General features: G+C 73.0%; 24 protein-coding genes. 15 read left to right on the top strand and 9 right to left on the bottom strand.

What is annotated here, in order from left to right:
* Positions 1–12 precede the first annotated feature (12 nt).
* Both ABFX46_RS34795 and ABFX46_RS34790 read left to right on the top strand, forming a co-directional pair.
* Positions 13–912, top strand: coding sequence for a LysR family transcriptional regulator (locus ABFX46_RS34795; protein WP_346048191.1), 900 nt, complete (start codon positions 13–15; stop codon positions 910–912).
* A 95-nt stretch (positions 913–1,007) separates the two neighbouring features.
* The gene (locus tag ABFX46_RS34790; RefSeq protein ID WP_346048190.1) at positions 1,008–1,148 is read left to right on the top strand and encodes a hypothetical protein; all 141 of its coding nucleotides are present in this window, start codon (positions 1,008–1,010) and stop codon (positions 1,146–1,148) included.
* 107 nt (positions 1,149–1,255) lie between these two features.
* Here the strand turns inward: ABFX46_RS34790 and ABFX46_RS34785 are convergent, their stop codons facing one another.
* On the bottom strand, positions 1,256–2,032 hold the full coding sequence (locus ABFX46_RS34785) for a class I SAM-dependent methyltransferase (protein ID WP_346048189.1): 777 nt from the start codon (positions 2,030–2,032) through the stop codon (positions 1,256–1,258).
* 257 nt (positions 2,033–2,289) lie between these two features.
* Here ABFX46_RS34785 and ABFX46_RS34780 point away from each other — a divergent pair, with 257 nt between their 5' ends.
* The 3 genes from ABFX46_RS34780 (at position 2,290) to ABFX46_RS34770 (ending at position 4,772) form a co-directional block, all read left to right on the top strand.
* Complete coding sequence (locus ABFX46_RS34780; protein ID WP_346048188.1) at positions 2,290–3,177, top strand: DUF6597 domain-containing transcriptional factor; 888 nt, start codon at positions 2,290–2,292, stop codon at positions 3,175–3,177.
* A gap of 65 nt (positions 3,178–3,242) precedes the next feature.
* Positions 3,243–4,085, top strand: a complete 843-nt coding sequence (locus ABFX46_RS34775) for an AraC family transcriptional regulator (protein ID WP_346048187.1) — start codon at positions 3,243–3,245, stop codon at positions 4,083–4,085.
* Positions 4,086–4,160: 75 nt separating this feature from the next.
* Positions 4,161–4,772 (top strand): dihydrofolate reductase family protein, encoded by a 612-nt coding sequence (locus ABFX46_RS34770; RefSeq protein ID WP_346048186.1) that lies wholly within the window; start codon positions 4,161–4,163, stop codon positions 4,770–4,772.
* Positions 4,773–4,835: 63 nt separating this feature from the next.
* Here the strand turns inward: ABFX46_RS34770 and ABFX46_RS34765 are convergent, their stop codons facing one another.
* Positions 4,836–6,089: an extracellular catalytic domain type 2 short-chain-length polyhydroxyalkanoate depolymerase gene (locus tag ABFX46_RS34765; protein ID WP_346048185.1), complete on the bottom strand. Its 1,254-nt coding sequence runs from the start codon at positions 6,087–6,089 to the stop codon at positions 4,836–4,838.
* Between the two features lie 405 nt (positions 6,090–6,494).
* Here ABFX46_RS34765 and murA point away from each other — a divergent pair, with 405 nt between their 5' ends.
* A complete protein-coding gene (gene murA, locus ABFX46_RS34760; protein ID WP_346048184.1) occupies positions 6,495–7,796 on the top strand; it encodes a UDP-N-acetylglucosamine 1-carboxyvinyltransferase in 1,302 nt (433 codons plus the stop codon).
* A 15-nt stretch (positions 7,797–7,811) separates the two neighbouring features.
* On the opposite strand, the gene ABFX46_RS34755 is transcribed toward murA, so the two are convergent.
* Positions 7,812–8,339 (bottom strand): hypothetical protein, encoded by a 528-nt coding sequence (locus ABFX46_RS34755; RefSeq protein WP_346048183.1) that lies wholly within the window; start codon positions 8,337–8,339, stop codon positions 7,812–7,814.
* A gap of 87 nt (positions 8,340–8,426) precedes the next feature.
* On the opposite strand from ABFX46_RS34755, the gene ABFX46_RS34750 reads away from it, so the two are divergent.
* Both ABFX46_RS34750 and ABFX46_RS34745 read left to right on the top strand, forming a co-directional pair.
* On the top strand, positions 8,427–9,581 hold the full coding sequence (locus ABFX46_RS34750) for a cytochrome P450 (RefSeq protein ID WP_346048182.1): 1,155 nt from the start codon (positions 8,427–8,429) through the stop codon (positions 9,579–9,581).
* Positions 9,582–9,630: 49 nt separating this feature from the next.
* The gene (locus ABFX46_RS34745; protein WP_346048181.1) at positions 9,631–10,494 is read left to right on the top strand and encodes a hypothetical protein; all 864 of its coding nucleotides are present in this window, start codon (positions 9,631–9,633) and stop codon (positions 10,492–10,494) included.
* Here ABFX46_RS34745 and ABFX46_RS34740 read toward each other — a convergent pair.
* On the bottom strand, positions 10,491–11,648 hold the full coding sequence (locus ABFX46_RS34740) for a pyridoxal phosphate-dependent aminotransferase (RefSeq protein ID WP_346048180.1): 1,158 nt from the start codon (positions 11,646–11,648) through the stop codon (positions 10,491–10,493). The genes ABFX46_RS34745 and ABFX46_RS34740 overlap by 4 nt on opposite strands.
* 127 nt (positions 11,649–11,775) lie before the next feature.
* Here ABFX46_RS34740 and ABFX46_RS34735 point away from each other — a divergent pair, with 127 nt between their 5' ends.
* The 3 genes from ABFX46_RS34735 (at position 11,776) to ABFX46_RS34725 (ending at position 17,009) form a co-directional block, all read left to right on the top strand.
* Positions 11,776–13,377, top strand: coding sequence for an acyl--CoA ligase family protein (locus tag ABFX46_RS34735; RefSeq protein WP_346048179.1), 1,602 nt, complete (start codon positions 11,776–11,778; stop codon positions 13,375–13,377).
* A gap of 108 nt (positions 13,378–13,485) precedes the next feature.
* Positions 13,486–15,042 (top strand): FAD-dependent monooxygenase, encoded by a 1,557-nt coding sequence (locus ABFX46_RS34730; RefSeq protein WP_346048178.1) that lies wholly within the window; start codon positions 13,486–13,488, stop codon positions 15,040–15,042.
* Positions 15,043–15,047: 5 nt separating this feature from the next.
* Positions 15,048–17,009 (top strand): aconitate hydratase, encoded by a 1,962-nt coding sequence (locus ABFX46_RS34725; protein WP_346048177.1) that lies wholly within the window; start codon positions 15,048–15,050, stop codon positions 17,007–17,009.
* Positions 17,010–17,037: 28 nt separating this feature from the next.
* Here the strand turns inward: ABFX46_RS34725 and ABFX46_RS34720 are convergent, their stop codons facing one another.
* Positions 17,038–17,436, bottom strand: coding sequence for a DUF2795 domain-containing protein (locus ABFX46_RS34720; protein ID WP_346048176.1), 399 nt, complete (start codon positions 17,434–17,436; stop codon positions 17,038–17,040).
* An 82-nt stretch (positions 17,437–17,518) separates the two neighbouring features.
* Positions 17,519–18,937: a cytochrome P450 family protein gene (locus tag ABFX46_RS34715; protein WP_346048175.1), complete on the bottom strand. Its 1,419-nt coding sequence runs from the start codon at positions 18,935–18,937 to the stop codon at positions 17,519–17,521.
* Positions 18,938–19,082: 145 nt separating this feature from the next.
* On the opposite strand from ABFX46_RS34715, the gene ABFX46_RS34710 reads away from it, so the two are divergent.
* Positions 19,083–19,271 (top strand): DUF5302 domain-containing protein, encoded by a 189-nt coding sequence (locus ABFX46_RS34710; protein WP_346048174.1) that lies wholly within the window; start codon positions 19,083–19,085, stop codon positions 19,269–19,271.
* A 60-nt stretch (positions 19,272–19,331) separates the two neighbouring features.
* Here the strand turns inward: ABFX46_RS34710 and ABFX46_RS34705 are convergent, their stop codons facing one another.
* The 3 genes from ABFX46_RS34705 to ABFX46_RS34695 all read right to left on the bottom strand — a co-directional run bounded on the left by ABFX46_RS34705 (position 19,332) and on the right by ABFX46_RS34695 (position 22,078).
* Positions 19,332–19,970, bottom strand: a complete 639-nt coding sequence (locus tag ABFX46_RS34705; protein ID WP_346048173.1) for a pyridoxamine 5'-phosphate oxidase family protein — start codon at positions 19,968–19,970, stop codon at positions 19,332–19,334.
* Positions 19,971–20,041: 71 nt separating this feature from the next.
* A complete protein-coding gene (locus tag ABFX46_RS34700; protein ID WP_346048172.1) occupies positions 20,042–21,079 on the bottom strand; it encodes an MBL fold metallo-hydrolase in 1,038 nt (345 codons plus the stop codon).
* Positions 21,080–21,175: 96 nt separating this feature from the next.
* Positions 21,176–22,078: a hypothetical protein gene (locus ABFX46_RS34695; protein ID WP_346048171.1), complete on the bottom strand. Its 903-nt coding sequence runs from the start codon at positions 22,076–22,078 to the stop codon at positions 21,176–21,178.
* A gap of 40 nt (positions 22,079–22,118) precedes the next feature.
* On the opposite strand from ABFX46_RS34695, the gene ABFX46_RS34690 reads away from it, so the two are divergent.
* The 3 genes from ABFX46_RS34690 to ABFX46_RS34680 all read left to right on the top strand — a co-directional run bounded on the left by ABFX46_RS34690 (position 22,119) and on the right by ABFX46_RS34680 (position 24,748).
* Complete coding sequence (locus tag ABFX46_RS34690; protein ID WP_346048170.1) at positions 22,119–22,826, top strand: PadR family transcriptional regulator; 708 nt, start codon at positions 22,119–22,121, stop codon at positions 22,824–22,826.
* 156 nt (positions 22,827–22,982) lie between these two features.
* Complete coding sequence (locus ABFX46_RS34685; protein ID WP_346048169.1) at positions 22,983–23,960, top strand: ATP-binding cassette domain-containing protein; 978 nt, start codon at positions 22,983–22,985, stop codon at positions 23,958–23,960.
* Positions 23,957–24,748 (top strand): ABC transporter permease, encoded by a 792-nt coding sequence (locus ABFX46_RS34680; protein ID WP_346048168.1) that lies wholly within the window; start codon positions 23,957–23,959, stop codon positions 24,746–24,748. Before ABFX46_RS34685 ends, ABFX46_RS34680 begins: the two co-directional genes overlap by 4 nt.
* The last annotated feature ends 7 nt before the right edge of the window (positions 24,749–24,755 follow it).

Raw genomic sequence — 24,755 nt, 5'->3', positions numbered from 1 at the left:
CCGGGAGGTTCCATGGACCTGGATCTGCGCAAACTGCGCTACTTCCTCGCTCTCGCCGACAGGCTGCACTTCGGCCGCGCCGCCGAAGAGCTTCATATCGCGCAGCCGGCGCTCAGCCGGCAGATCCGCGCGCTGGAAAAGGACCTCGGCGCCTCGCTGTTCACCAGGGACCGCCACGGGGTGGCGCTGACCGACGCCGGCCGGCAACTGCTGGCCGACGCCGGTCCGCTGCTCGCCTCCGCGGACGCGGTCCGCCGCCGGGTGGCCGTGGCCGCTCGCGGCGGCCGGCGGCTGGCGGTCGGCTTCCGGACCGGCATCCCGGTCATCCCGGCGGCCCGGGCGTTCGAGGCCCGGCATCCGGACGTGGTCGTGGACGTCCAGCGGATCGAATGGGACGACCAGGCCGCGATGCTGCTCGACGGCCGCATCGACGTCGGCTATGTGCGGCTGCCGATCGACGAGACCGGCCTGCGCGTGATCCCGCTGTACACCGAGCCGCTCATGGCGGTGCTGCCCGCAGGCCACCGCCTGGCCGGCAAGGAGGAGGTCACCGAGGCCGACGTGGCCGGTGAGCCGCTGGTCTGGCATGCCGGCCCGAGCACGCACCCCACCCGGCGCCCGCACCCCGACTCCGGGCTCCGGGCGCGCGGCGTGGAGGAGAAGCTCGAGCACGTCGCGGCCGGTCGCGGCATCTCGTTCGTGGGACGTTCGGAGACGGTGTTCTACTCACGTCCGGACATCAGCTACGTGCCCATCCCGGAACTCGCGCCCGACCAGGTGTGCCTCGCGATGGCGGCATCGCGCACCTCGCCGCTGGCCGACGACTTCTTCGCCGCGGCGCAGTCGGCGGCCGAGATCACGGCGGAATGCGGCAACTACGAGGCTCATTCAGGCGATCGCGCAGGAGTGTAGAGCGACCACGGAGAGGTACTGGACACCCTCCGTCCTCGGCTTGTCGCGGCTGTTTCGGAACGTGCGGGCATCTAGGAACCGTCTCGTCCCCGGCCGTGGCATCGCACTGGCCCCAAGCGGAATCGGAGGCCGCCCGGCTGGTGCTCCGCGAGTTCGGCGCCGGCGAGCAGGGCGCCTTCCTCCGCCGCGTTCAGGTCGTCGATGTCGAGGACGTTGGAGGCGGCGGACGGCTGTGACTCGGGGCAGCGACCTATGACGCGCACACACCGCTGCGCCGCCTCCACGGCATTGCCCCAGCGGCCGGGCGTCGCGACCCACTACCGCGTTGGGCCGGGTTCCTCGGTCAGTGTGCTCGTTCCGCGAAATGGCAGCGGAAGAGGAGGCCCATGCGGACGGTTCCGTCGGCTCGTGTTCGCGGTGCGAAGAAGGACCGCAGCGCCGCTTCGACGGTCGCGCGGCCGGAATGCCGGACGGCCGCCATGACCGGGCCGGCGGGCAGTTGGGCGGCGACCGCGTCGTCCTCGTCCTCGAAGACGACGTCGAAGGTGATGTCGGCCGTCGCCACGGATGCGAAACCGGCTTCGAGCAGCGCGCCGCGAGTCGCGTCCGTGTCGGAGAGGTCGAGGGTGCTGAGGTCGGGCACGTCGCTGCGAGGGGCCAGCGGGTTGATCAGTGCCGCGCTCTCGGCCTGTTCGGGACCGGCGCCCACCGTCACGACCGCACGGCCGGAGGGGGCCGTCACGCGCGCGATCTCGGTGAGCGCGTGGCGCGGGTCGGCGGCGTAGAGCGCGGAGTTGAACGCGGTGACGACGGCGAAGGAGCCGTCCTCGAACGGCATCTGCCCGAGGTCCCCGACGATGTAGTCCGCTGCCGGACGCACGCGGCGCGCGTACTCGATGAGGCCCGGGGCCGCGTCCAGCCCGGTGACGTCCGCGCCGGCCTGGGCCGCCAGCTCGGCGAACAGGCCCGACCCGCAGCCCGCGTCGAGGAGCCGAGCCCCGGGGAGAGGACGAAGGCGGCCGAGCACACGCTCGTACAGCGGACGGATGCGGCCCTCCGCGACCTCGGCCCACGCCTGCGGGTCACTGCTCCAGAGCTCGCCCTGGATGGTCGCGCTCATCGGACGTCTCCCGTGCGCTGGTGCCGAGCGTCGATGTCGTGGTGCCCGCGAGCACGCCTTGGCATGCGGTGGCGAGCATGGGCCGTGCTGACTGTCGGTACGAAGTCCTGCCGTGTGTCGAGTGCTGATGGTCCCGTCGAGCACGGGGGCGTATTGCTGAACATGGCTGAACCGTAGGGCCGGGACCGCCGCGCGTTCTTGAACAAACCGGGCGTCCTTCTCGCGGCGGGTCACCGGGCGCGGGCACACTGGGGCGCGTGACCGGCGATGCGTTCTCCGCGCCTGCCGCCGGCGGGCAGAGCCATGTCGAGCGTCCGCCCGTCCCGGCGCTGCGCGGGCTCGCGTCCGCGGTCTGGGTGCAGCGGGTCGGACGCGATGCCGCACCCTACGTCCACCGGCACGTCCCCAACGGCGCCGTCGAGCTCGTCTGCAAGGTCGGATCGGCGCCGCAGGTGGTCGGCCCGCTCACCGAGCCGCGGGCCGAGGTGCTCGAGCCGGGCACCGCCGTGGTCGGCGTGAGGTTCCTGCCGGGCGCCTTCCCCGCGGTCGCGGGACGGCCCGTGTCGGAGATGGCGGGGCTCGTCCTCGACGCCGAGGAGCTGTGGGGCCGCTCCGCCGCAGCGCTCGGCGAGGCGATCGGAGCGGCGGCTTCGCCCGGGGAGGCGCTCGCCGCCCTGCAACTCCATGTGCATAGGCGTGCCGGCGACGGCATGCCGCCGGACCTGCTCGTGTCCGAGGCGGTGCACGGTCTCATGCCGTGGCGGACAACGGACGTGAAGTCGCTGAGTGCGTCCCTGCACATCTCCGAGACGCAATTGCGGCGCCGCTGCCGGACGGCGGTGGGGCTCGCGCCGAAGGCGCTGCACCGGATGCTGCGCTTCCAGGGCTTCCTCGCGCTCGTCCAGCAGGCGATCGCCCATGGCCGCGCGCCGACGACCGGCGGGCTCGGTCTGCTCGCGAGACGCGCCGGCTACGCCGACCAGCCGCACCTCACGCGCGAATGTGTCCGGCTCACCGGCGTCCCGCCGCGGGCGTTCCTCGCCGAGACGCACCGGACCTGCGCGGACGGCCACGATCACTCGGCATCGTTCAGGCCGGTACTGCGCGCCGAGCCCGAGACGCGCTGGCCCCGTCCCCACAGATAGTGCGCGTCCAGGGGGCTCGCACGGGCCGGACGACGAACGACACCCCGGTCGGCCACACTGAGTCCATGGAATACGTCGGCCGGGTGCCCGCACCGCCGCTCGACCGGTTCATCGACGACATCTACTGCCTGACCGGAGTACCGCGCCACCGCCGCATGAACGTCCCGCCGATGCCGTCGGCGCACCTGTTCCTCAACCTCGGCGACCCCGTCCGCGTGTGGGACTCCGACCCTTCCGTGCCGCCCGCGGACCTCGCCGATGGGTGGTTCATGGGTGTCTGGACGAGACGTTTCCTCTACGAGTACCCGGCACGAGTGCGGCTCGTCGGAGTGCACTTCAAGCCCTGGGGAATGTCACCGTTCGTCGGCATGCCGGTGGACGAGCTGCGGAACCGGTGGGTGCCGGTCGACGCCGTCTGGCGGCGGTCCGTGGACCGCATCCGCAACCGGGTCGGCGAGTTCGCATCGGCCGCCGAGGCCCTGCGAGCGCTGGAGGCGGAGCTCAGATCGCGACTCGCGGACGCGCCGCCGGGCGGTCTGGATCTGGTGCGGCACACGGGCGGGCGGTTGGAGACGTCCTGCGGCGCCGTCCCGGTCCGTGCGCTGGCCGATGCCGCCGGGGTGAGCGGCAACCACCTGGCGACGCTGTTCAAGGCGCATGTCGGAGTCACACCGAAGCGGGTGGCGCGGATCTACCGCTTCGCCCGGCTGATCCTGTCCGTGGACGCCCTGCGTCCGGTCGACTGGTCGGACCTCGCGCACACGGCGGGCTACTTCGACCGGGCCCACTTCAGCAGGGAGTTCAAGGACTTCACCGGCCACACCCCGACGGAGTACCTGGCCCTGCGGCGCCGGTTCCCCGCCGAGCCCGGGTTCCCGCCGGACGACGGCCCGATGCCCGCCGATTGATTTCTTACATGCCTCCGCACATCCGGCGGCGGCAGGATCGGGGCCGGAAAGACGAGGCGACTCCAGGGAGAACCCATGGGCACGGTGATCATGCACAGCGTCATGTCGGTGGACGGCTTCATCGCGGATGAGAACGACGACGTCGGGCCGCTCCACGACTGGTACTTCGGCGGGGACACCCCGATCACCGCCAGCGACGAACCGGAGTTCGACCATTCCGGAAAAGGCGTCGGCTTCCGGGTCTCGCGCGCGTCGGCGGAGTACGTCCGCTCGCAATGGGACGCAGTCGGCGTGATCGTGATGGGCCGCACCCTGTTCGACCTGGTGAACGGCTGGGAGGGACGGCCGCCCGCGGGCGACCACGTGGTCGTGGTGTCCCACCGGCCCAAGCCCGAGGGCTGGCACCCCGAAGCGTCGTACCATTTCGCCGACACTGTGGCGGCCGCGATCGACCAGGCCCAGAAGCTCGCGGGGGAGCGGGTCGTCAGCGTTAATGCGGGCGAGGTGGGCGGCCAGATCCTCGCGGCCGGCCTCGTGGACGAGGTGGCGATCGACGTCGCGCCTGTGGTGTTCGGGTCGGGCAAACGCTACTTCGGCAGTATCGATGGCCAGCACCTACTGGAGGATCCCCACGTCGTCATCCAGGGCGAGCGGGTACTGCACCTGAGCTACAAGGTGCGCCGTTAGCGGGACGACCAAGGACCTTGCCCGCCGCTCCAGGCGGAGGGCAAGGCCCCTCAATTGATCGGATCAGCACTTCACCCAGTAACCGGGGCTGGTCTCCTTGATGGTGCTGGTGGTGTAGAGGTTCCACAGCCCCAGGTTCTGGTCGGAGCCGTTGGCGTAGGTGTAGCCCATGGACTGGTGCGCTCGTCCGGCGGTGGTGTGCGCGTAGTTGGAGGCGGTCACACACGTCGCCGTCGGGGTCGGCGTGGGCGTGGGTGAGGTCGGGGGCGTCGTGGTCGGCGGCGTGGTGGTGGTGCCGCCGCTCATCGCCTCGACCATGTTCACGACGGCCGTCATCTGCGGGCCGGTCTTGAGCGGATACGTGGCGGACTGGTAGCCCCACCAGTCCCAGCAGCCGCGCGGGTTGCTCAGCCCCGATGCGGTCGCCTGCGGATACAGGACGATCATGGCGTTGGTGTCGGCGTACTCGTTGAGGTACGCCTTGTCCATGAAGGTGTTCCCGATGTTGCCGTAGTACTGGTAGCACCCGTGCAGCGCGACCATCAGCTTGCAGGACGACTGCTCGCAAACCTGCGGGACGTAGGCGAACCCTTCGTTGCCCATGCTGACCGAGGTGGCGTTCCCGCCGGGCACGTAGTCGTTCTGGTCGAACTGGATCAGCTTCCCGGACAGGGACGACGCGGCCGGCTGCACCGCGCCGAACAGGTGGGCCAGCATGTCCCCGACGGGGTCGCCGCCGCAGTTGTTGATCCAGGGCGACTGGGTGACCGAGCACGAGCCGGGGCCGATCGGGCTGACCCAGGCGTGCCCGGCGGCGGAACCGTGGTCGTAGACGACGTCGGCGCCCAGATCGCGGTAGTAGGTGGCCAGGTCGTCGTTGACGTCCTCTGCGACGGTGGTGTCGGACGTGCCGTGGTACAGCCACACCGGGTCGCCCGACAGGTTGGCGACCGGGTCGACGGTCCCGGCCGAGGCGCGGTCGCGGGTCAGCTGTTCGAGCTGGGCGGGCGTCTTGCGGGGCAGGTAGGTCGCCATGCAGGCGTTGAGCGCGGTGCTCAGGCTGTTCTGCGCGCAGTCGTAGGCGCCGGCGGAGAAGATTCCGGTGCCCTGGAACAAGGACGAGTAGGCGACGTGGAGCTGGTTGGCCATGAATCCGCCGGACGACACCCCGCTGACGTAGGTGGCGCTGATGTCGTACTTGGCGAGCGGGGCGGTGGTCGGCGGCGGGACGGCGGCGTGGACGACGGACAGCGAGGTCGTGGCGAGAGCTGCGGCCGCGACGGCGGCCCAGATCCCCTGTCTGATCCTCAGGCGCATCTGAACTCCTGGGACGGGGGTGGGTGCCGCCATCGTCGGAGTCTCCCGCGCCCCCGACCAGAGAGCGCGAAACCACAATCCCCTAGATCAACATGGCGACGAACCCCACGCACCACGAGCCGATCGATTCCCGCCGCCCCACCGTCGCGCTAATCACTTCGATGCACAGCTGTCCTCGTCTGCCCCGCCGCTCAGAGTGCTCTGGAATTGGAGGGCATCGACGGGGAGGACGCGCAGCTGATCACGAGCGGAGCTGGGCACGAACGCGTCCGGGTGGAGGTCGGCGATGGCGGGGGGCGGGGAGGCGGAGACCTGCGTCTGGGCGGAGGTCGTCCGCCCGGGAGCGTGTGCCGGGGTTGCGGTGATTTTGGCGGGTGCGTGGCGGGGACGCCGTAGGCTGCACGGGTGACTGAGAAGCTTTGGCGGATCGAGCCGTCCGGGCCGCTGCGCGGGGACGTCACCGTGCGGGGGGCGAAGAACGCGGTCAGCAAGCACATGGTCGCGGCGATGCTGGGGGACGGGCCGAGCACCATCGGCAACGCTCCGGACGTCGGCGAGGTCGGCATCACGGCGGGCATGCTGGAGCACGTCGGGACGACGGTGGAGCGGTCCGGCGGCGAGGTGACGGTCGTGCCGGGGCCGGTGGCCGACCCGAGCGTCGGCAAGGCGTTCACCGGCCTGAACCGCATCCCCATCCTGATGCTGGGGCCGCTGCTGCATCTGGCGGGCGAGGCGTTCGTGCCGCTGGTCGGGGGCGACCCGATCGGCAGGCGGCCGGTCGACTTCCACGTGGACGCGCTGCGGGCGTTCGGCGCCGAGATGACCTATGCGGCCGACGGCATCCACGCGCGGGCGTCGCGGCTGGTGGGGGCGCGCATCGAGCTGCCGTACCCGAGCGTCGGGGCGACCGAGACCGTCCTGCTGGCGGCGGTGCGGGCGAAGGGCAAGACCGTCATCCGCAACGCGGCGATGGAACCGGAGATCGTCGAGCTGGCGCTGTTCCTGCAGCGGATGGGCGCGCGCATCTCCTTCGCGCCCGACCGGCGGATCGTGGTCGAGGGCGTCGAGCGGCTGAGCGGCGCGCAGACCCGGCTGGACGGCGACCGCATCGAGGCGTTCTCCTACCTGGTCGCGGGCCTGGTGACCAGGGGCGAGGTCCGGGTGCACGGGTGCCCGCAGGACCGGCTCGTCACCGCGATCACGACGCTGACCCGGATGGGCGCGGAGTTCGAGATCACCGACGACTGGATCATGGCGTCGGCGCCGGACGGGCTGCATCCCGCGGCGGTGCAGACCGACACGCACCCGGGGTTCGCGACGGACTGGCAGACGCCTCTGATGGTGCTGTTCACGCAGGCCGAGGGCATGTCGGTGCTGCACGAGACCGTGTACGAGAACCGGCTCGCGTACGTGCCCGCGCTGCAGAGCATGGGCGCCGAGATAGAGGTGTACGACACGTGCCTCGGCGGTCCGGCGTGCCGGTACCACGACACGGCGGCGCTGCACTCGGCCGTCGTGCGGGGCGTGACGAAGCTCCGGGGCGGGGACGTGACCATGCCCGACATCCGGGCCGGGTTCTCGGCGGTGCTGGCGGCGGCGGTCGCCGAAGGCCCGTCCACCCTGCGGGGCGTCCACCACATCGAGCGCGGCTACCACCGCCCGGTCGAGCAGTTCCGGACGCTCGGCCTCGCCCTCCGGGAGGGCTAGCGCCCTCCGGGAGGGCTAGCGGACGACCTCGGAACCCGGCCAGGTGAAGGTGAGCGCGCCGCCGACCGGAAGCGCATGCCAGAGCGGCGCGACCTCGTCCAGGCGGTCCAGGACGCGGTCCACCGCCGCCGCGTCCTCGGGCGGGATCTGCGTGCGGCGCGCCCATTCGGGTGCCGAGGCGCCCGCGCGGCGCCGCCAGGCGATGTCGCACAGGCTCGCCAGATGCTCGGACCTGGCCATGTCGCCGCGGTCGGCCGCGCTCAGGAACGTCTCGCGCTTCTTCGCCCTGCGCTGCGCCCGCGCCCGCCGGCGCGGATCGCCGGGCGTCTCGACCGTCTCGGTGAAGCCGCCGCCGCCGGCCGCCGCGCGTCCGAACACCCCGGACGCCAGGCCCAGTTCCGCCTCGGTCAGGTAGTGGACGAGGTCGTGCGGAATGTGGTCGTCGTAGCCGGGCGCGGGGTCCATGCGGCGCGGGTGCCGTCCGGGCAGGGTGACGACGGTCGCGTACCGGCGCTCGCCCGTCCGCTCGAAACTCACGTCCATGCGGCCAGGCTAGGCCGCGCCGTCCCCGGGGCGCATTCCCTTTTCCGGCCGCTACGTTGGGCTGGTCACCCGAGTGGAGGGACGATCGTGCACTTCGACCGGAGCGACCCCTACCCCCACTACACCCGGGCGCGCGAGACCCCGGGGCTGGCCTTCGTCCCCGAGCTGGGCGCCTGGCTCGTCGCCCGGCACGCCGACGCGCGGACGGTCCTGCGGGATCCGGAGGCGTTCTCGTCCGCGAACGCGCTGAAACCGGACGTGGTGCCCGGCCCGGAGGCGGTCGAGGTGCTGCGGCCGCTGCCCGCGGGCCGGCCCGTCGTGATCACCGCCGACGGCGACGAGCACCGGCGGGTGCGCGAGCCGCTGAGCCGCGGGCTGTCGCCCAAGCGGGTCGCGGCCGCCGTCCCGTTCATCACCGCGAGGGCCGGGGAACTGGTCGCCTCGTTCGCCGGCGACCACCGCGTCGAGCTGATGGGGCGGTACGCGCGCGTCCTGCCGGGGGAGGTCATCGGGCACCTCCTCGGCCTCGACCCGGCGGACGTGCCCGCCCTGATCGAGGGCGGCTACCGGGCCGAGGACCTCGTGTTCCGGCGGATGGCGACCGAGGAGCAGGTCGCGGCGGCCACCGCGGTCGCGGGCATGAAGCGGACCCTGGAAGCCCACGTGCGGAGCCGCGCCGACGAGGACGATCTGTGCGGCGAGATGGTCCGCGCGATCGAGCCGCACGGCACGCTCATCTCCAACCTCCAGAACCTGGTGCTCGCCGGGCATCTCACGACGACGGCGCTGATCGGCACGGCCGTCCTGCACCTGCTGCGGAACCGGGAGCAGTGGGAGCTGCTGTGCGAGCGCCCCGAGCTGGTCCCGGCGGCCGTGGAGGAGGCCGCGCGGTACGACACGGCGATCCAGGGCTTCCGGCGGGTCACCACCCGCCCGGTGACGCTGGCCGGGACCGAGCTGCCCGAGGGCGCCGAGGTCTTCGTCGCGTTCGGTGCGGCCGGACGCGACCCCGGCGCCCATGAGCGTCCCGACGAGTTCGACATCACCCGGAGGCCCGCCCGGCATCTGGCGTTCGGGCACGGGGTGCACGCGTGTCCCGGTGCCCAGCTGGCCCGCGAGCAGGTCCGCATCACGCTGGAGACGCTGATCCGCGAGCTGCCGGGCCTGCGCCTCGAAGGGCCGGTGGAGATGCTGCCGAGCCTGATCCACCGGAGCCCGCGGGAACTGGTCCTTACCTGGTGATGGCCGAAACCTGCAAGACGGGTGCGCGGACGGCGGTCAGGCTGGAGTCATGGACATCGACAAGGCATCCGACTTCATGGCCATGCACGCGCGCCCGCTGGATCGGCGCCGCTTCGAGCTGCTGATCGGCGAGGGAGACAAGGACGCCCTGCTGGCCGCCCTGAACGCCTACCGCAATCCCGACGGCGGTTACGGGCACGGCCTCGAACCCGACCTGCGGTCGCGGACGAGCCAGACGGGCCCCGCCCTGCACGCGTTCGAGGTCTTCGAGGAACTGGCACCCTTCACCGCACCCGAGGCCGTCGCGCTCTGCGACTGGCTGGAGTCCGTGTCCCTCCCGGACGGCGGCATCCCGTTCGCGCTGCCCGTGCCCGATCCGGCCGGATGCGCCCCGTTCTGGGCGGACGCCGACACGCAGACGTCCTCGCTGCAGATCACCGCCGTCGTCGCGGCCATGGCGCACCGCGTCGCCGTCCATGACGAGGCCGTCGCCGGGCACCCCTGGCTCGACCGCGCGACGCGCTACTGCCTCGACGCCATCCGGGAGAAGGACGAGCTCCACGCACTGGAACTCTCGTTCGCCGTCTGGTTGGCCGACGCCATCGAGGACGGCGAGACCCTCCGTCTGCTCGGCGGGCACATCCCTGAGAACGGGCTCGTGCACGTCCAAGGCGGACTGGAGGACGAGATGATGCGGCCCCTGGACTTCGCCCCCTACCCAGGGCGTCCGGCACGCGACCTCATCAAGGACGACGTCGTGCACGCCGAACTGCTGCGCCTCGACGAACAGCAGCAGGACGACGGCGGATGGCGCGTCGACTTCGCCAGCTACTCGCCCGCCGCCGAACTGGAATGGCGCGGCTACACGACCGTGAAGGCCGTCTCCATCCTGACCCGCAACGCGCAGGGCTAGAGCGCGCGGCGGAACCGCTCGGCGAGGTCGCCGAGCCGTTCGACGGGCTCGTTGGCGAAGACGAGCCGCAGGTAGTGCGCCCCGGACGGCCCCCAGCCGTCCATCGGCGTCGCCGCGACCTTGGCCCGGTCGAACAGCCGCCGCGACAGGCCGGCGGGGGACAGGCCGAGCGGCCGGCAGTCGAGCAGCAGCGACCAGCCGCCGTCCGGCCGGACGACCGGCAGGTCCGACAGCTGCCGGAGGATCGCCTCGCACCGCTCCCGCCAGATCGCGGTGGCGGCGGCCACGTCCGCGTCGGCGTCCGGGGCGGCGAGGGCGTCCGCCACCGCCCGCTGGGCGATGCCGACCTGGCAGACGACGTTGGTCAGCCCGACGAGGCGGACGTCGTGCAGGATCGCGGCGGGTCCGGCGACCCAGCCGACCCGCCAGCCGATGAGCCGCAGCTCCTTGGACGCCGACCCGACCGTGATCGTCCGGTCCGCCAGGCCGGGGATCCGCGCGGGGTGGTCCGGCGGGCGTCCGTCGAAGCGGATGCGCTCCATGGCCGCGTCGTAGATCAGCCATGTGTCGTGCCGGTCCAGGGCGTCGGCCATGGCCGTCCAGTGCGTCCCGTCCAGGACGAGCCCGGTCGGCATCGCGGGCCCCATCATCAGCACGGCGGCCGTGCGGGGGCCGATCGCGTCGGCGATCGCCCGCGGGTCGACGGTCCACCCGGCGGGCGTGGGCGAGCACGGGACGAAGCGGGGCACGCCGCCGGCCAGGCGGACGCGGTTGACCAGCCCGGCGTAGATCGGGTCGCACAGCACGACCTCGTCGCCGGGCTCGACGGTGGCGAGGAGCGTGTTCGTGATCCCGTTCAGGCCGCCCGCGACGCTCACGCATTCGGTGCCGGGGTCGTAGGCGCGCCCGGCGATCCGCCCGACGTGCGCGGCGGCGGCCTCCAGCAGGCCGCGGTGCCCCTGGAACGGCAGGTAGCTGTTGGCGGCGTCGTCGTCCACGGCGGCGCGGGTCGCGGCGAGCGCGGCCGCCGGGGGCCGGACGTCGGTGTCGAGGTTCTCCAGCCGCAGGAACTCCGGGTCGGACGCGGCGTCGGCGGCGTCGCCGATCTCGTCCACGCCGATCCCCGGGATGTCGCGGAGCCGGGATACGGTCATGCTCGCCCTCCTTGTCGCGATCTTGTACCAAGGGTGCGGCATGGACCCGCGTGGACTCCATGCCGGGGTGGGAGCGCGTGGGATCCTTGAGACCGCAGGCCGCATCCGATGGCACCGGAGGCTCCCGATGGACAACGGCCCGGGCTACACGCCGCTCACTCCTCTCGCGTTCCTCAGCCGGTCGGCGGAGGTGTTCCCCGGCAAGACCGCGTACACCTACGGAGACCGCCGCGCCACCTACGCGGAGTTAGCGGAAGAGGTGACGCGGCTCGCGAACGCGTTGCGGGCTTCCGGGATCGGGCCCGGCGACCGCGTCGCCTACCTGGCGCCGAACATCCCCGAGCTGCTCGCGGCCCATTTCGCGGTGCCGCTGGCGGGCGCCGTCCTGGTCGCGATCAACACGCGGCTCGCCCCGGAGGAGATCCGGTACATCCTCGACCATTCGGGGGCGAAGGCGCTCGTCGTCGACGCGGGCCTGCATCCGTCCATCGCGCCGATCGCGGACGGCCTGCCGCAGGTCGCCACGGTCCCGGCGGCCGGCGCCGCTCCCGACCCGGCCGTGGGCGGCGTCGCCTACGGCGAGCTCCTGGCCCGCGGCTCGGACGACCCGCTGCCCTGGGACGTCCCGGACGAGAACGCCGCCATCTCGATCAACTACACGTCCGGCACCACGGGACGTCCCAAGGGCGTCGTCTACACGCACCGCGGCGCCTACCTGAACGCGCTCGGCGAGGTCCTGCACTCGCGGCACACCCCCGAGAGCGTCTACCTGTGGACGCTGCCGATGTTCCACTGCAACGGCTGGTGCACGCCGTGGGCGCTCGCCGCGGTCGGCGGGACGCAGGTGTGCCTGCGCGCCGTCGTCGCCGCGGAGGTGTGGCGGCTCATCGGCACCGAGGGCGTCACGCACCTGAACGGCGCGCCGACCGTGCTGGTGACGATCGCGAACGCGCCGGAGGCGCGCCCGCTGGAGCGCCCGCTGACGGTGACGACGGCGGGCGCGCCGCCCAGCCCGACGATCATCGGGCAGATGGAGCGGCTCGGCGCGAGCATCGTGCACGTGTACGGGCTGACCGAGACCTACGGGCCGTACTCGGTGTGCGAGCCGCAGCCCGGCTGGCCGGACCTGGCCGCCGGCGACCGGGCCCGGCTGCTGGCCCGGCAGGGCGTCGGCATGGTCCAGACCGACGGGCTGCGCGTCGTCGACGACGACATGAACGACGTCCCGGCCGACGGGGAGACGCTCGGCGAGATCGTCATGCGCGGCAATAACGTCATGAAGGGCTACCACCGGGACGAGGAGGCGACCGCGGCGGCGTTCCGGGGCGGCTGGTTCCACTCCGGCGACCTCGGCGTCCGCCACCCGGACGGCTACGTCGAACTGCGCGACCGGTCCAAGGACATCATCATCTCCGGCGGCGAGAACATCTCGACGGTCGAGGTCGAGCGGGCCATCGACTCGCATCCGGCCGTTTTGGAGGTCGCCGTCGTCGCCGTGCCGGACGAGAAGTGGGGGGAGCGCCCGAAGGCGTTCGTCGTGCTCCGCGACGGGCACGCCGTGACGGGGACGGAGCTGGTCGAGCACGTCCGGGCGAGCCTCGCCCGGTACAAGGCCCCCGACTCCGTCGAGTTCGTGGCGGAGCTGCCGAAGACGTCCACCGGGAAGATCCAGAAGTTCCAGCTCCGGGAGCGGGAATGGGCCGGGCGGGAGAGCCGCGTGCAGGGCTGAGAACCCTTGCCGCATCGGGCCTCCCGGCGGCGTGAGGACGCCCGGTTCCTGGGAAGTGTTCCCTGGGCGGGGGCCGGGTCGGCGGCCCCCGGGTGAGAGGGGAGCGTGATGGCGCCCACCGGGAGGCCCACCGGGAACGTGCTGATCGTGGGTGCGGGCCCGACGGGGCTGCTGCTGGCGGGGGACCTGGCCGCGGCGGGCATCGGCTGCACGGTGCTGGAACGCCGCGCCGCCGAGACGAGCACCCTCACGCGGGCGTTCGCCGTGCACGCCCGCACCCTGGAGGTGCTGGACGCGCGCGGCATCGCCGACGAGCTGATCGCCACCGGGCGGCGGGTCGGTGCGCTGCGGCTGCTCGGCTCGACCGCGCTCGACCTCTCCCGGCTGCCGGGGCGCTTCCCGTTCGTCCTGGTCACGCCGCAGTACGAGACGGAACGCGTCCTGAAGGAGCGGGCGCTCGCCGCCGGGGCGGAGATCGTGCACGGCGCCGAGGCCGTCGCGCTGCGCCAGGACGCGGCGGGCGTGAACGTCGACGTGCGGACGGCCGGCGGCGAGACCGGCACGCGCCGGGCCTCCTACGTGGTGGGCGCCGACGGCGTCCGCAGCACCGTGCGGCGGGAACTCGGGCTGCCGTTCCCCGGCCGCGCGGCGGTGCGGTCGGTGATGCTCGCCGACGTCCGCCTGGACGAGGTGCCAGGGGACGCCCTGTCGGTGGGCGCGGTCGGCGACGCCTTCGCGTTCATCGCGCCGTTCGGCGACGGCTGGTACCGGGTGATCGCCTGGAACCGGCGGCATCAGGCCGCCGACTCCGAGCCCGTCGACATGGCCGAGCTGCGGGACGTGGTCCGCCGCGCGCTCGGCACCGACCACGGCATGCGCGACCCGCGCTGGACGTCCCGCTTCCACAGCGACGAGCGCCAGGTCCCCCAGTACCGGACGGGACGGGTGTTCCTCGCCGGGGACGCCGCGCACGTCCACTCCCCGGCAGGCGGGCAGGGCATGAACACCGGCATCCAGGACGCGGCGAACCTCGGCTGGAAGCTCGCCGCCGAACTGTGGGGCTGGGCGCCGTCGTGGCTGCTCGACAGCTACCACGAGGAACGGCACCCGGTCGGGCGGCAGGTGCTGCGGGGCAGCGGCGCGCTGCTGCGGTTCGCGCTCGCCGAGCCGCGCTGGCTGCGCGCGGCGCGCGGCGCCGCGGCATGGGCCGCGACCCACTGCCGGCCGGTCGCGCGGCGGCTCGCGGGCGCCGTCTCCGGCATCGACATCGCCTATCCGGCGCCGCGCGGAGCGCACCGCCTGACCGGGCGGCGCGCCCCGGACGCCCCGCTCGCCGGCACCCCGGCGCGGCTGTGCGAGTTGCTCGGCGACGGGATGTTCGTGCTGGTCACCGCCGCGAACGACCCGGCGGTCACCTACCTGGCGACCAAGCGGTGGGCGGGCCGCGTGCACTGCGCCCTGGCGGGCCGCGCGACCCGCACGACCGCACTGGTGCGCCCGGACGGGTACATCGCGTGGGCCACCGACGAGACCGCGCCCGACCGGCGCGCCGCCGAGATCCGCGACGCGCTGAACCACTGGTGCGGGCAGCCCGCCGACCGGGGCGTCCACGAGCCGCGCCGGACCGGGACCGTCCCCGCCCACGACGACGACCGGAGGAGCTGAGGAGCATGGCCGACGGCACGGGGGGCCGCAACGTCGCCCGCAAACTGATCGCGTCGCACCTGGTGAGCGGTGAGATGGAGCCCGGCACCGAGATCGGGGTCCATGTCGACCAGACGCTCACCCAGGACGCGACCGGCACGATGGTGATGCTGGAGCTGGAGGCGCTCGACCTCGACCGGGTCAAGACGGACGTGTCCGTCCAGTACGTCGACCACAACCTCCTGCAGGCCGACGAGCGCAACATGGCCGACCACATCTTCCTGCGGTCCGCCGCCCGCCGGTACGGGCTCTGGTACTCCAAGCCCGGCAACGGGGTGTCGCACCCCACGCACATGCAGCGGTTCGGGGTGCCCGGCGCGACGATGGTCGGCTCCGACTCCCACACGTGCGCGGCGGGCTCGCTCGGCATGCTCGCGATCGGCGTCGGCGGACTGGAGGTCGCGATGGCGATGGCCGGGGAGCCGCTGCACGTGACGATGCCGGAGATCTGGGGCGTCCGGCTGACCGGCGAGCTGCCGCCCTGGCTGAGCGCCAAGGACGTGATCCTGGAGATGCTGCGGCGGCACGGCGTGCGCGGCGGCGTCAACCGGATCATCGAGTACCACGGTCCCGGCATCGCGGCGCTCACCGCGATGGACCGGCACGTCATCGCCAACATGGGCGCCGAGCTCGGCGCGACGACGACGGTGTTCCCGTCGGACGAGCGGGTCCTGGAGTTCCTGCGCGCCGAGGGGCGCGAGGACGACTTCACCGAGATCGCCGCCGACCCGGACGCGTCCTACGACGTCACCGACGAGATCGACCTGTCGGGACTGGAGCCGCTGATCGCCCGGCCCAGCTCGCCCGGCGACGTCGTCCCGGTGCGGGAGGCGGTGGGGGAGGAGGTCCACCAGGTCGTCGTCGGGTCGTCGGCGAACCCGGGCCTGCGCGACTTCGCGTCGGTCGCGGCGATCGTGAAGGGCCGCCAGGTGCATCCGCGGGTGTCGCTGGACGTGAACCCGACGTCCCGGCAGATCCTCGTCGACCTGACCCGGATGGGCGCGACCGCCGACCTCGTCCAGGCCGGCGCCCGCATCCACCAGACCGGCTGCATGGGCTGCATCGGCATGGGGCAGGCGCCCGCGATCGGCCGCAACAGCCTGCGGACCGTCCCGCGCAACTTCCCCGGCCGCTCCGGCACCAGGGACGACCGGGTCTGGCTGTGCTCGCCCGAGACCGCCGCTGCCGCCGCCCTCACCGGCCGGATCACCGACCCGCGCGACCTCGACATGGACCCGCCCGCCGTCCGGCTGCCGGAGAAGTCCAGCGTCAACATCGCGATGCTCGAAGGCCCGCCGCCCGAAGACGAGGCGCGGCAGGTCGAACTGGACAAGGCGCCCAGCATCGGCGTCCTGCCCGAACTGGACCCGCTCCCGGACGAGTTCGAGATCCCCGTCGCCATCAAGGTCGGCGACGACGTGTCGACCGACGAGATCCTGCAGGCGGGCGCGCGGGCCCTGCCGTTCCGCAGCGACATCGCCCGGCTCGCCGACTTCACCTTCGTCCAGCTCGACGAGGGCTACCCGGAGCGGGCCCGGGAGGCCGGGCCGCACGCCGTCGTCGGCGGGCGCAACTACGGGCAGGGCTCGTCCCGCGAGCACGCGGCCATCGCGCCCCGCCACCTCGGGCTGCGGCTCGTCCTGGCCCGCGGGTACGCGCGGATCCACTGGCAGAACCTCGTCAACTTCGGGATCCTGCCCCTCGAATTCGCCGACGGGGCCGACTACGACCGCGTCGAGCGGGGCGACGTGCTGCGCGTCGAGAACGTCCGGGAGGCGTTGAAGGCCGGGAACGAGATCGACGTCCGCAATGTCACCAAGGACGAGACGTACCGGGCGCGGCACCGCCTGTCGGCACGGCAGCGGGACCTGGTCGCCGCTGGCGGCCAGATCCCGCTGCTTCGCGAACGCCGGGCGCGCGCCCGGTAGGGGCCCGGTAACGGATTCGGTAGGGGACTCAGTAGCGGCGCTCCTCGCGGCCGTAGCCGAGCTCCTCGGCGACGTCCGCGACGTTCTCGTACTCGCGCTTGGGCAGCGTCCGGAGCTGCTCGACCGCGTCGTCGGGCGCGCCGCCCTCGGCGGCGTGCCGGATCAGCTCGTTCGGGCGGGCCGGGTACCGGACGCCGGTGAGCATCCGGGCGAGGGAGCTGCGGCCCTCGACGTCCTGCGCGCTCATCCCGGGCGGGGAGCCCTCCCGGTCGTCGGCGGCGGCCCGGGTCGGGTCGGCGGGGGCGTCGTCGGAGAACGGCTCGGTCTCCTTGAACTCCTCGGCGTGCGTGGGGTGCCCGCCGCGGACCATGCCCTGCGTCTCGTGGGCGATCTCGTCGTCGAGCTTCGGGCTGTGCTTGTCGCTCATGTCAGGCATCGTTCGTCCTCCCTGCGCGCCTACCGGGGAGAACGTTCCCGGGCGCCCGTGTCCAAACATGGCGCCCCGCCGGTCAGGACCGGCGCATCAGCCCCAGGACGCGCCGCACCAGCGAGTTCGCCCCGCGCCCGTCCGCCGCCTTCTCCTCCGGGGCCTCCTCCGGGTCGGCGGGGGCGGCGGGCGCCGGCTCCGGCGGGCTCCCCGCCATCTCGTAGATGACCGGCAGCGACCGCAGCCCCCGCATCAGCGGCGACGAGCGCCACGGGAGCTGGTCGGCGGGCAGCGCCAGCCGCAGCGAGGTGAACCGGTCGAACAGCCGCTCCACCGCGATCGTCGTGATGGTGGTGGCGAGGTCGCGGCCGAGGCAGGCGTGCGGGCCCGCGCTCCAGGCCAGGTGGGCGCGGGAGCTGTAGATGGAGTCCGGCGTGGTGGAGGCGGTGAACGCCGGGTCCAGGTGCGCGGCGGCGGGCGACACCATGACCGGGTCGCCGGCCGCGATCTGGAACCGGCCGAGGCGGACGTCGGTCTTCGGCCACCGGAACGACAGGTTCGCCATCGGCGGGTTCGCCGCCGACGCCCGGTTGATCGCCTCCTGGAGCATGCCGGCCGACATGCTGTCGCGCGCCCCCGTCTCGCCGATCAGCACCTCGGTGATGGTGTTGCAGATCAGCGTCCCCGTCACGTCGCCGACGAGGCCGGTCATCATCGCCATCTCGCGGGTCAGCTCTTCGGCGGTCAGGTCCGGGACCGCGGCGAGCATGAAGGACGGCAGGTCGGCGCCGGGGGAGGCGGTGCGCGCCGCGCACACGTCGGCGACCCGGGCGAGCAGCCGGGCGGAGGCCTCCTGCGCGTCCGGGCCGGCGTCCATCACCCGCCACAGGTCGATGATCAGCTCGTCGTCCCCGTCCCCGTCCCCGTCCCCGTCGCCGTCCGTGCCGAGCAGCCGCCCGATCACCATCAGCGGCAGCGGCCGCGCGTACTGGGCGGACAGGTCGGCCCAGCCGGACGGGCCGCCGTTCTCCGACAGCACGGTGATCAGCTCGTCGGCGTGCCGCCGGACGGCCTGCTCCAGCGCCTTGGCCTCGGGCCGGGTGCGGTCCTGGTACGGCCGCAGGCCCTCGGCCCAGGCGCTGCGCAGCCGGGTGGAGTCGGCGCCGTCCCGGAAGGCCGAGTTGTCGGACTCGACCACCGGCAGCATCGGCCAGTCCGCCGGGACGGCGCCGTCCCGGTAGTGGCGCCAGCTCTCCACCCGCCTGCTCCAGATGCCGCGGGTGTCGCGCAGGATGTCGAGGGTCTGGGCGTAGCCGATCACGAGCCACGCCGGGACGCCGAGGACGTCCACCGGCGCCACGGGCCCGTACTCCTCGCGGAGCCGCTCGTAGAAGACGGCGGGGCGGGACTCGTAGTCACGGTTCAGCAGTGGCTGGACGGCGAGCGCCTCCAGCGGCGGATGCGCGGGGACGGACTCTGCCTGCGGCGTCTGGGGCTCCACGTGCACAAACCATAGGAGAGAACGATCACGACTGGCGCGGTTTGCGGCGGAATCTCCCAAGTTGATCTTCCGGGCGGGGCCGGATGGCCGATCCGCCCGCCGATGTGTGAGGCTGGGGGTGCCCCTAACAGAGCTGGAGGTCCGCATGGCCGAGACGTCAGGAGAACCCGCCGACGGCGAGGACGACGTGAAGCGCAGGTTCCGGGAGGCACTGGAGCGCAAGCGCGGAGCGGCGGGCAAGAACGCCGGCGGGTCCGGCAGGAGCGGCTCGAAGGTGCGCGGCAAGCACGACCGCGCCGACCACCAGCGCCAGTTCCGCCGCAAGAGCGGCTGACGCGCCCCGCCCACCGATCGACCCCCGCGCACCCGCGCGGGGGTTCGGCCGAGCGGTGGGTCAGCCGCCGTAGAGCTTCTTGGAGTAGTTGCGTTCGGAGTAGTACTCCTCCAACTGCTCCAGGTTCTCCTCGGTGTACTGGACGTCCTTGACTATCCGGGCGTGGGACGGCAGTGCTTCCGGAGCCCACGTCTCGGGCTTCCAGACCTTCGAGCGCATCAGTGCCTTGGCACAGTGGAAGAAGATCTGCTCGATGTCCACGATGAGGGCGAGGGCGGGCCGGTTGCCCTTGACGATCATCTCGTCGAAGAACGGCGCCTCGCGGACGAGTGTGGCGCGGCCGTTGATCCGCAGTGTCTCGCCGCGGCCCGGGATCAGGAAGATCAGGCCGACGTGCGGGTTGCTCAGCACGTTCATGAACCCGTCGGCCCGGCGGTTGCCGGGACGGTCCGGGATGGCGATCGTCGTGTCGTCGATGACGTGCACGAAGCCGGGCGGGTCGCCCTTGGGGGAGACGTCGCAGTTGCCGTCCGCGTCGCTGGTGGAGATCAGGCAGAACGGGGTGCGGGCGAGCCACTCCCGGTCCCAGGCGTGCAGCGTCGCGCGCTCCTTGTCGATCGCCCTGCGCATCGGCGCGCCGAGGAGTTCGCGCAGCTCCTCCGGTGACGTGATCGCAGTGAACTCGGGGGCGAGCGTCATCGCCGCTCCTTCGGCCGGGGAAAGCGGAGGAACAGCCTAACCCGGCCGATTCCCGGCGCCCGGGGGCGGGGTCAGCGCTTCGCGGCGTAGCGGCGGACGCCGTTCTCGTCGTGGACGTCCAGCACGCCCCGGTCCGCGAGCACGTCCAAGTGGGCCTCGATCTCCAGGACGGCCAGCATCCGGCTGAACGCGTCGAGGTCGCCGAGCGCGCGCCGGCGGCGCGTCCACGGCATGGCCGCGGCGGCCGCGAACGCCGTGTCGCGGCCCGCGCGGACCTGCGCGGCGGCGGCGTCGAGGCGCTCGGCGTGATGCTCCAGCAGCTCGTCGATCCGGGTGTGGACGCTCGGCTTCACCGGTCCGTGCGCGGGCAGCAGCAGTGTGTCCGGCATGTCGCGGACCAGCCGCAGCGACTCCAGGTAGCTGCGCAGCGGCTTCGGCTCCGGCTCGGTCTCCAGCCCGATGGACGGCGTGATGTGCGGAAGGATGTGGTCGCCGGCGAACAGCAGCCCGTCGGCGGCGTCGCGGAGCACGATGTGGCCGCGGGTGTGGCCGGGCGTGGCGACGACGTCCAGGCCGCGCGCGGTGAGGCCGACGCGCTCGCCGTCGTCCAGCCAGGCGTCCGGCAGGGTGTGCGGGACGTCGCGCTCGGAACGGTCCACCGGCAGGCTCGCGATCTCGTTCGCGAGGGCGTCCGCGCCGCAGCGGCGCAGCATCTCGACCTGGCGGGGGTGCAGGCCGCGGTTCATGTCGAACGCCTCGATGGACGGCCGCTCGCCGCGGCCGATCCGCACCCGCGTCCCGAACGACTCGCGGAGCGCGAGCGCCTGCGAGTAGTGGTCCCAGTGCGCGTGCGTGACGAGGAACTGCGCCACGTCGTCCAGCCCGTGGCCGAGCGTGCGGAGGGCCCGCTCCATGGCGGCGCGCGTGTCGGGCATCGCCCAGCCGGAGTCGATGACGACCAGGCCCTCGGCGTCCTCGATGACGTAGACGTTCACCGCGTGCAGCGACGGGATGGGCAGCGCCAGGGGGATCCGGTGCACCCCCGGCACCACCGGATGAGCGCCCGGCTCGGTCCAGTCAGTCGGCTGCTCCACGACCGGTGCCGTCACCGCGCGCCCCCTCTGATTATCGAATCACGTTCTGATCGAACCTACTTCATGCTGAACATCCGTTTTGCCGCCGGGGTGGTGAGGCGGTTGCGGCGGTCAGCCCTGCCGGGCGTCGCGGTCGGCGGCGCGGCGGGCCTCGGCGGCGGCCTCACGCGCCTCGCGGGCCGCCTCCTCCGCCCGCGCCCGGTTCTGCTCGGCGCGCTCGGCCCGGCGGGACGCGGCGTCCCGGGCGGCGACCGCGCGGTCCAGTTCGTGGCGGAGGCGTCCCACCTCGGCGGACGCGTCCTCGGCCTCGCGCTTCGCCGCGTCCGCCTGCTCTTCGCGATCGGCCAGCTTGCGCTCGGCCTCCTCGGCGCGCTTGCGGAGCGTCTCCGCGCGGCGGGCGCGGGCGGCGCTCGTCCGCGTGACGTTCGTCTTCGGCTTCGGCCGGGCGGGCTTCTCGGCCTCTTCGGCCGGGGCCCGCTTGGGAGGCGTCTTCTCCGGCTTCGGTTTGAAGGGGCGCTCCTCGTCCGGCGGGGCCATGGGGAACCCGGCGGGGACGAAACCGGTGTGGCTGCGCGGCTGGGAGAGGCGTCCCCCGCGGACCTCCTCGGCGATGTCGGCGTCGACGGTCGCGGCCTGGAGCGTGTCCTCCACCTCGCGGACGGCCTGCTCGCGCAGGGCGTTGCCCGCCTCGGCCGCGAGATCGCCGGCGGACCGCACCAGCGAGGCGATCAGCTCGGCGCGGCGCCGCTCCAGGTCGCCGAGGCCGGTGCCGGAGCCCCACGCCGAGCGCATCTCGGCGCCCACGTCCAGCAGCCGGTCCAGCTCGCCGGCGGCGGAGCGGGCGAGGAGGTTGACCGCCCATGCCGACAGCGTCGGCCGCCGCAGCGCGCCGATCCGCTTGGCGAGGGCCGCGTCGCCGTCCTGCTTGGCGTCCTGCGCCAGGCGCTTGCGGGTCGCCACGAAGTCCGCCGGCCGGGCGCCGTAGAGCTCGTCGGCCGCACTGGAGAAGTCCACGCAGTGTTCTCTACCCCTTCCGGATCTCGCGGACCGACGGGTGGACGCGGCGGAGGGCTTCTGCGATACTCGTCTACGAGTACTCGTGCACGAGGAGAGCGAGATGGCCAAGCGGCGCAAGGTGAGCAACCTTCTCGGGCTCGCCGTGCTGTCGACGGTCTCCGCCAGGCCGATGCACCCGTACGAGATGGCGGCCCTGATGCGCGCGCGCGGAAAGGACCGCGACATGGACATCAAGTGGGGCTCGCTCTACACCGTCGTCGGCAACCTGGAGAAGCACGGGTTCCTGGCCGTCGAGGGCAGCGTCCGCGAAGGGGCGCGCCCCGAGCGGACCGTCTACCGCATCACGGACGCCGGGATGCGGGAGATGGCCGACTGGGTCCGCGAGCTGATCACGGTGCCCGAGCGGGATATGCCGCGCTTCGAGGCCGGGCTGTCGGTCCTCGGCGCCCTGGCGCCCGACGAGGTGGCCGGGCTGCTGCGCCGGCGCCTCGACGCGATGGAGCGGCAGATCGCCGACGACGAGGCCGCGCTGGCGGCCGAGACGGAGGTCCCGCGCATCTTCCTGATCGAGGAGGAGTACGACCTGGCCATCAGGCGCGCCGAGGCGGCGTGGGTGCGCGGCTTCCTCGCCGAGATCGAGGACGGCACGCTGCCCGGCCTCGGCATGTGGCGGGCGTTCCACGAGACCGGGGAGATACCGCCCGAGATCGCCGAACTGGCGGAGAGGGGAGCCCCCGAGAGGTAGCCGCGAAGAGGCCCGGCGGCGGTGCGGCAACACCACCACCGGGCCGGAGAACCCACCACCGAGAACCCACGCGGAGCGGGCCCTGGCGGCGAGCACGCATCTCCAGCCTATCCGGGACCCCTCCGTCGAGCACGTTGCGCTGCAACGGAGGAGACCATGGCGCATGCCATCGAGGCCGAGGGCCTCGTGAAGAACTACCCCGGCGACGTCCGGGCCCTGGACGGGCTGTCCATCACGGTCGGGCGGGGCGAGATCCTCGGGCTGCTCGGCCCCAACGGGGCGGGCAAGTCCACCACCGTCAAGATCCTCACCACGCTGATCCGCCCGGACGCGGGCACCGCCGCGGTCGCCGGGCACGACGTCCTGCGCCGGCCCGACCGGGTCCGCCGCGTGATCGGCGTCGTGTCGCAGAAGTCGGGCGCCGACCCCGACGCGAGCGGCCGCGACAACCTGGTCCTGCAGGGCCGCCTGTACGGGCTGCCCGGGGCGCGGGCACGCCACCGCGCTGCCGAACTGCTCGCCCGGTTCGGGCTCGACGACGCGGCGACCCGTCCCGTGAAGACCTACTCGGGCGGGATGCAGCGGCGCCTCGACGTCGCCATCGGGCTCGTCCACCGCCCGCAGGTCCTCTTCCTGGACGAGCCCACCACCGGGCTCGACCCGGAGGCCCGCGCGTCCATGTGGGCCGAGATCGCCCGGCTCGCCGGCGACGACGACCTCGCCATCCTACTGACCACCCACTACCTGGACGAGGCCGACCGGCTCGCCCGGCGGCTGGCGATCGTGGACAAGGGCCGCGTCGTCGTCACCGGCACCCCCGACGGCCTCAAGGGCGAGCTGAACGGCGACGCCGTCCACGTCGAATGGCGGGAGGCGCCGCCCGGGCCCCTGGTACGGGACGCCCTCGGCCGGCTGCCCGGCATCGGCGAGATCACCCTGGACGGGCGCCTCCTCAGCGCCCGCACGGCCGACGGCGCGTCCGCGGTGCCGGCCGTCCTCGCCGCCCTCGACCAGGCCGGTGTCCCCGCCGCCGCGGCGACCGTCGCGCGGCCGTCCCTCGACGACGTGTACCTCCGCTACGCCGGACGCCGCCTCGCCGACGCCGAGCCCGTCACCGCCGGAGGTGCCCGATGACCGCCCTGCCTTCGGGAAACCCGGCGGCCGGAACCTGGTGGATGACCCACCGGCGGCTGTCGGCGCTGCTGCGCAACCCCGCCGTGCTCGTCATGACGCTGGTGCAGCCGATGATCTGGCTGTTCCTGTTCGGCGAGCTGTTCAAGAGGGTCGCCGAACTCCCCGGCTTCGGCGCCCAGTCCTACCTCGACTACATCGTCCCCGGCGTCGTGATCATGAACGCGGTGTCGCTGAACTCGTTCGCCGGGATGGCGACCATGGACGAGATCGAGCGCGGCACCCTGAACCGCTTCCTGGTCACCCCGGTGCGCCGCGGCGCCCTGGTGAACGCCGGCGTCATCGAGCAGTCCCTCAGCACGGCCTTCCAGTCCCTCGTGATCATCCTGCTCGGCTGGGCCGCGGGCGCCGACTACCCCGGCGGCCTCACGGGCCTCGCCGTCCTGGTCGCCGCCGCGGTGCTGATCGGCGTCGTCCTCGCCTCGCTGTCGAACACGCTCGCCCTGCTCGTCCGCGACCGCAACACCATCATCGGCCTGAACGTGATGCTGCTGCTGCCCCTGACCTTCCTGTCCTCGGCGTTCATGCCCAAGGACCTGATGCCGTCCTGGATCCGCCATGTCGCCGCCGCGAACCCGGTGAGCTGGGCTCTCGACACCTCCCGCGCCGCCCTGTCCGCCACCCCCGACTGGACGTCGACCGCCATGCACGCCTCCTGGCTGCTGGCCCTGACCGCCGCCACCGTAATTCTGGCCACCTACTCCACCAGGTCATACCAAAAGTCCCAATAACCCACCC

This window comes from Actinomadura chokoriensis, from assembly GCF_039529475.1.
GTDB lineage: Bacteria > Actinomycetota > Actinomycetes > Streptosporangiales > Streptosporangiaceae > Spirillospora > Spirillospora bangladeshensis.
This window is presented reverse-complemented; position numbering and strand designations above follow the sequence as displayed.

Bases quoted from the DNA above. Each gene is read 5' to 3' on its own strand.
- ABFX46_RS34725 (WP_346048177.1), top strand. From the start codon at position 15,048: ATGGCCGACGGCACGGGGGGCCGCAACGTCGCCCGCAAACTGATCGCG.
- ABFX46_RS34755 (WP_346048183.1), bottom strand. From the start codon at position 8,339: ATGGACGTGAGTTTCGAGCGGACGGGCGAGCGCCGGTACGCGACCGTC.
- ABFX46_RS34730 (WP_346048178.1), top strand. From the start codon at position 13,486: ATGGCGCCCACCGGGAGGCCCACCGGGAACGTGCTGATCGTGGGTGCG.
- ABFX46_RS34770 (WP_346048186.1), top strand. From the start codon at position 4,161: ATGGGCACGGTGATCATGCACAGCGTCATGTCGGTGGACGGCTTCATC.
- ABFX46_RS34680 (WP_346048168.1), top strand. From the start codon at position 23,957: ATGACCGCCCTGCCTTCGGGAAACCCGGCGGCCGGAACCTGGTGGATG.
- ABFX46_RS34775 (WP_346048187.1), top strand. From the start codon at position 3,243: ATGGAATACGTCGGCCGGGTGCCCGCACCGCCGCTCGACCGGTTCATC.
- ABFX46_RS34710 (WP_346048174.1), top strand. From the start codon at position 19,083: ATGGCCGAGACGTCAGGAGAACCCGCCGACGGCGAGGACGACGTGAAG.
- ABFX46_RS34740 (WP_346048180.1), bottom strand. From the start codon at position 11,648: ATGACCGTATCCCGGCTCCGCGACATCCCGGGGATCGGCGTGGACGAG.
- ABFX46_RS34785 (WP_346048189.1), bottom strand. From the start codon at position 2,032: ATGAGCGCGACCATCCAGGGCGAGCTCTGGAGCAGTGACCCGCAGGCG.
- ABFX46_RS34745 (WP_346048181.1), top strand. From the start codon at position 9,631: ATGGACATCGACAAGGCATCCGACTTCATGGCCATGCACGCGCGCCCG.
- ABFX46_RS34705 (WP_346048173.1), bottom strand. From the start codon at position 19,970: ATGACGCTCGCCCCCGAGTTCACTGCGATCACGTCACCGGAGGAGCTG.
- ABFX46_RS34795 (WP_346048191.1), top strand. From the start codon at position 13: ATGGACCTGGATCTGCGCAAACTGCGCTACTTCCTCGCTCTCGCCGAC.
- ABFX46_RS34735 (WP_346048179.1), top strand. From the start codon at position 11,776: ATGGACAACGGCCCGGGCTACACGCCGCTCACTCCTCTCGCGTTCCTC.
- ABFX46_RS34720 (WP_346048176.1), bottom strand. From the start codon at position 17,436: ATGAGCGACAAGCACAGCCCGAAGCTCGACGACGAGATCGCCCACGAG.
- ABFX46_RS34765 (WP_346048185.1), bottom strand. From the start codon at position 6,089: ATGCGCCTGAGGATCAGACAGGGGATCTGGGCCGCCGTCGCGGCCGCA.
- ABFX46_RS34685 (WP_346048169.1), top strand. From the start codon at position 22,983: ATGGCGCATGCCATCGAGGCCGAGGGCCTCGTGAAGAACTACCCCGGC.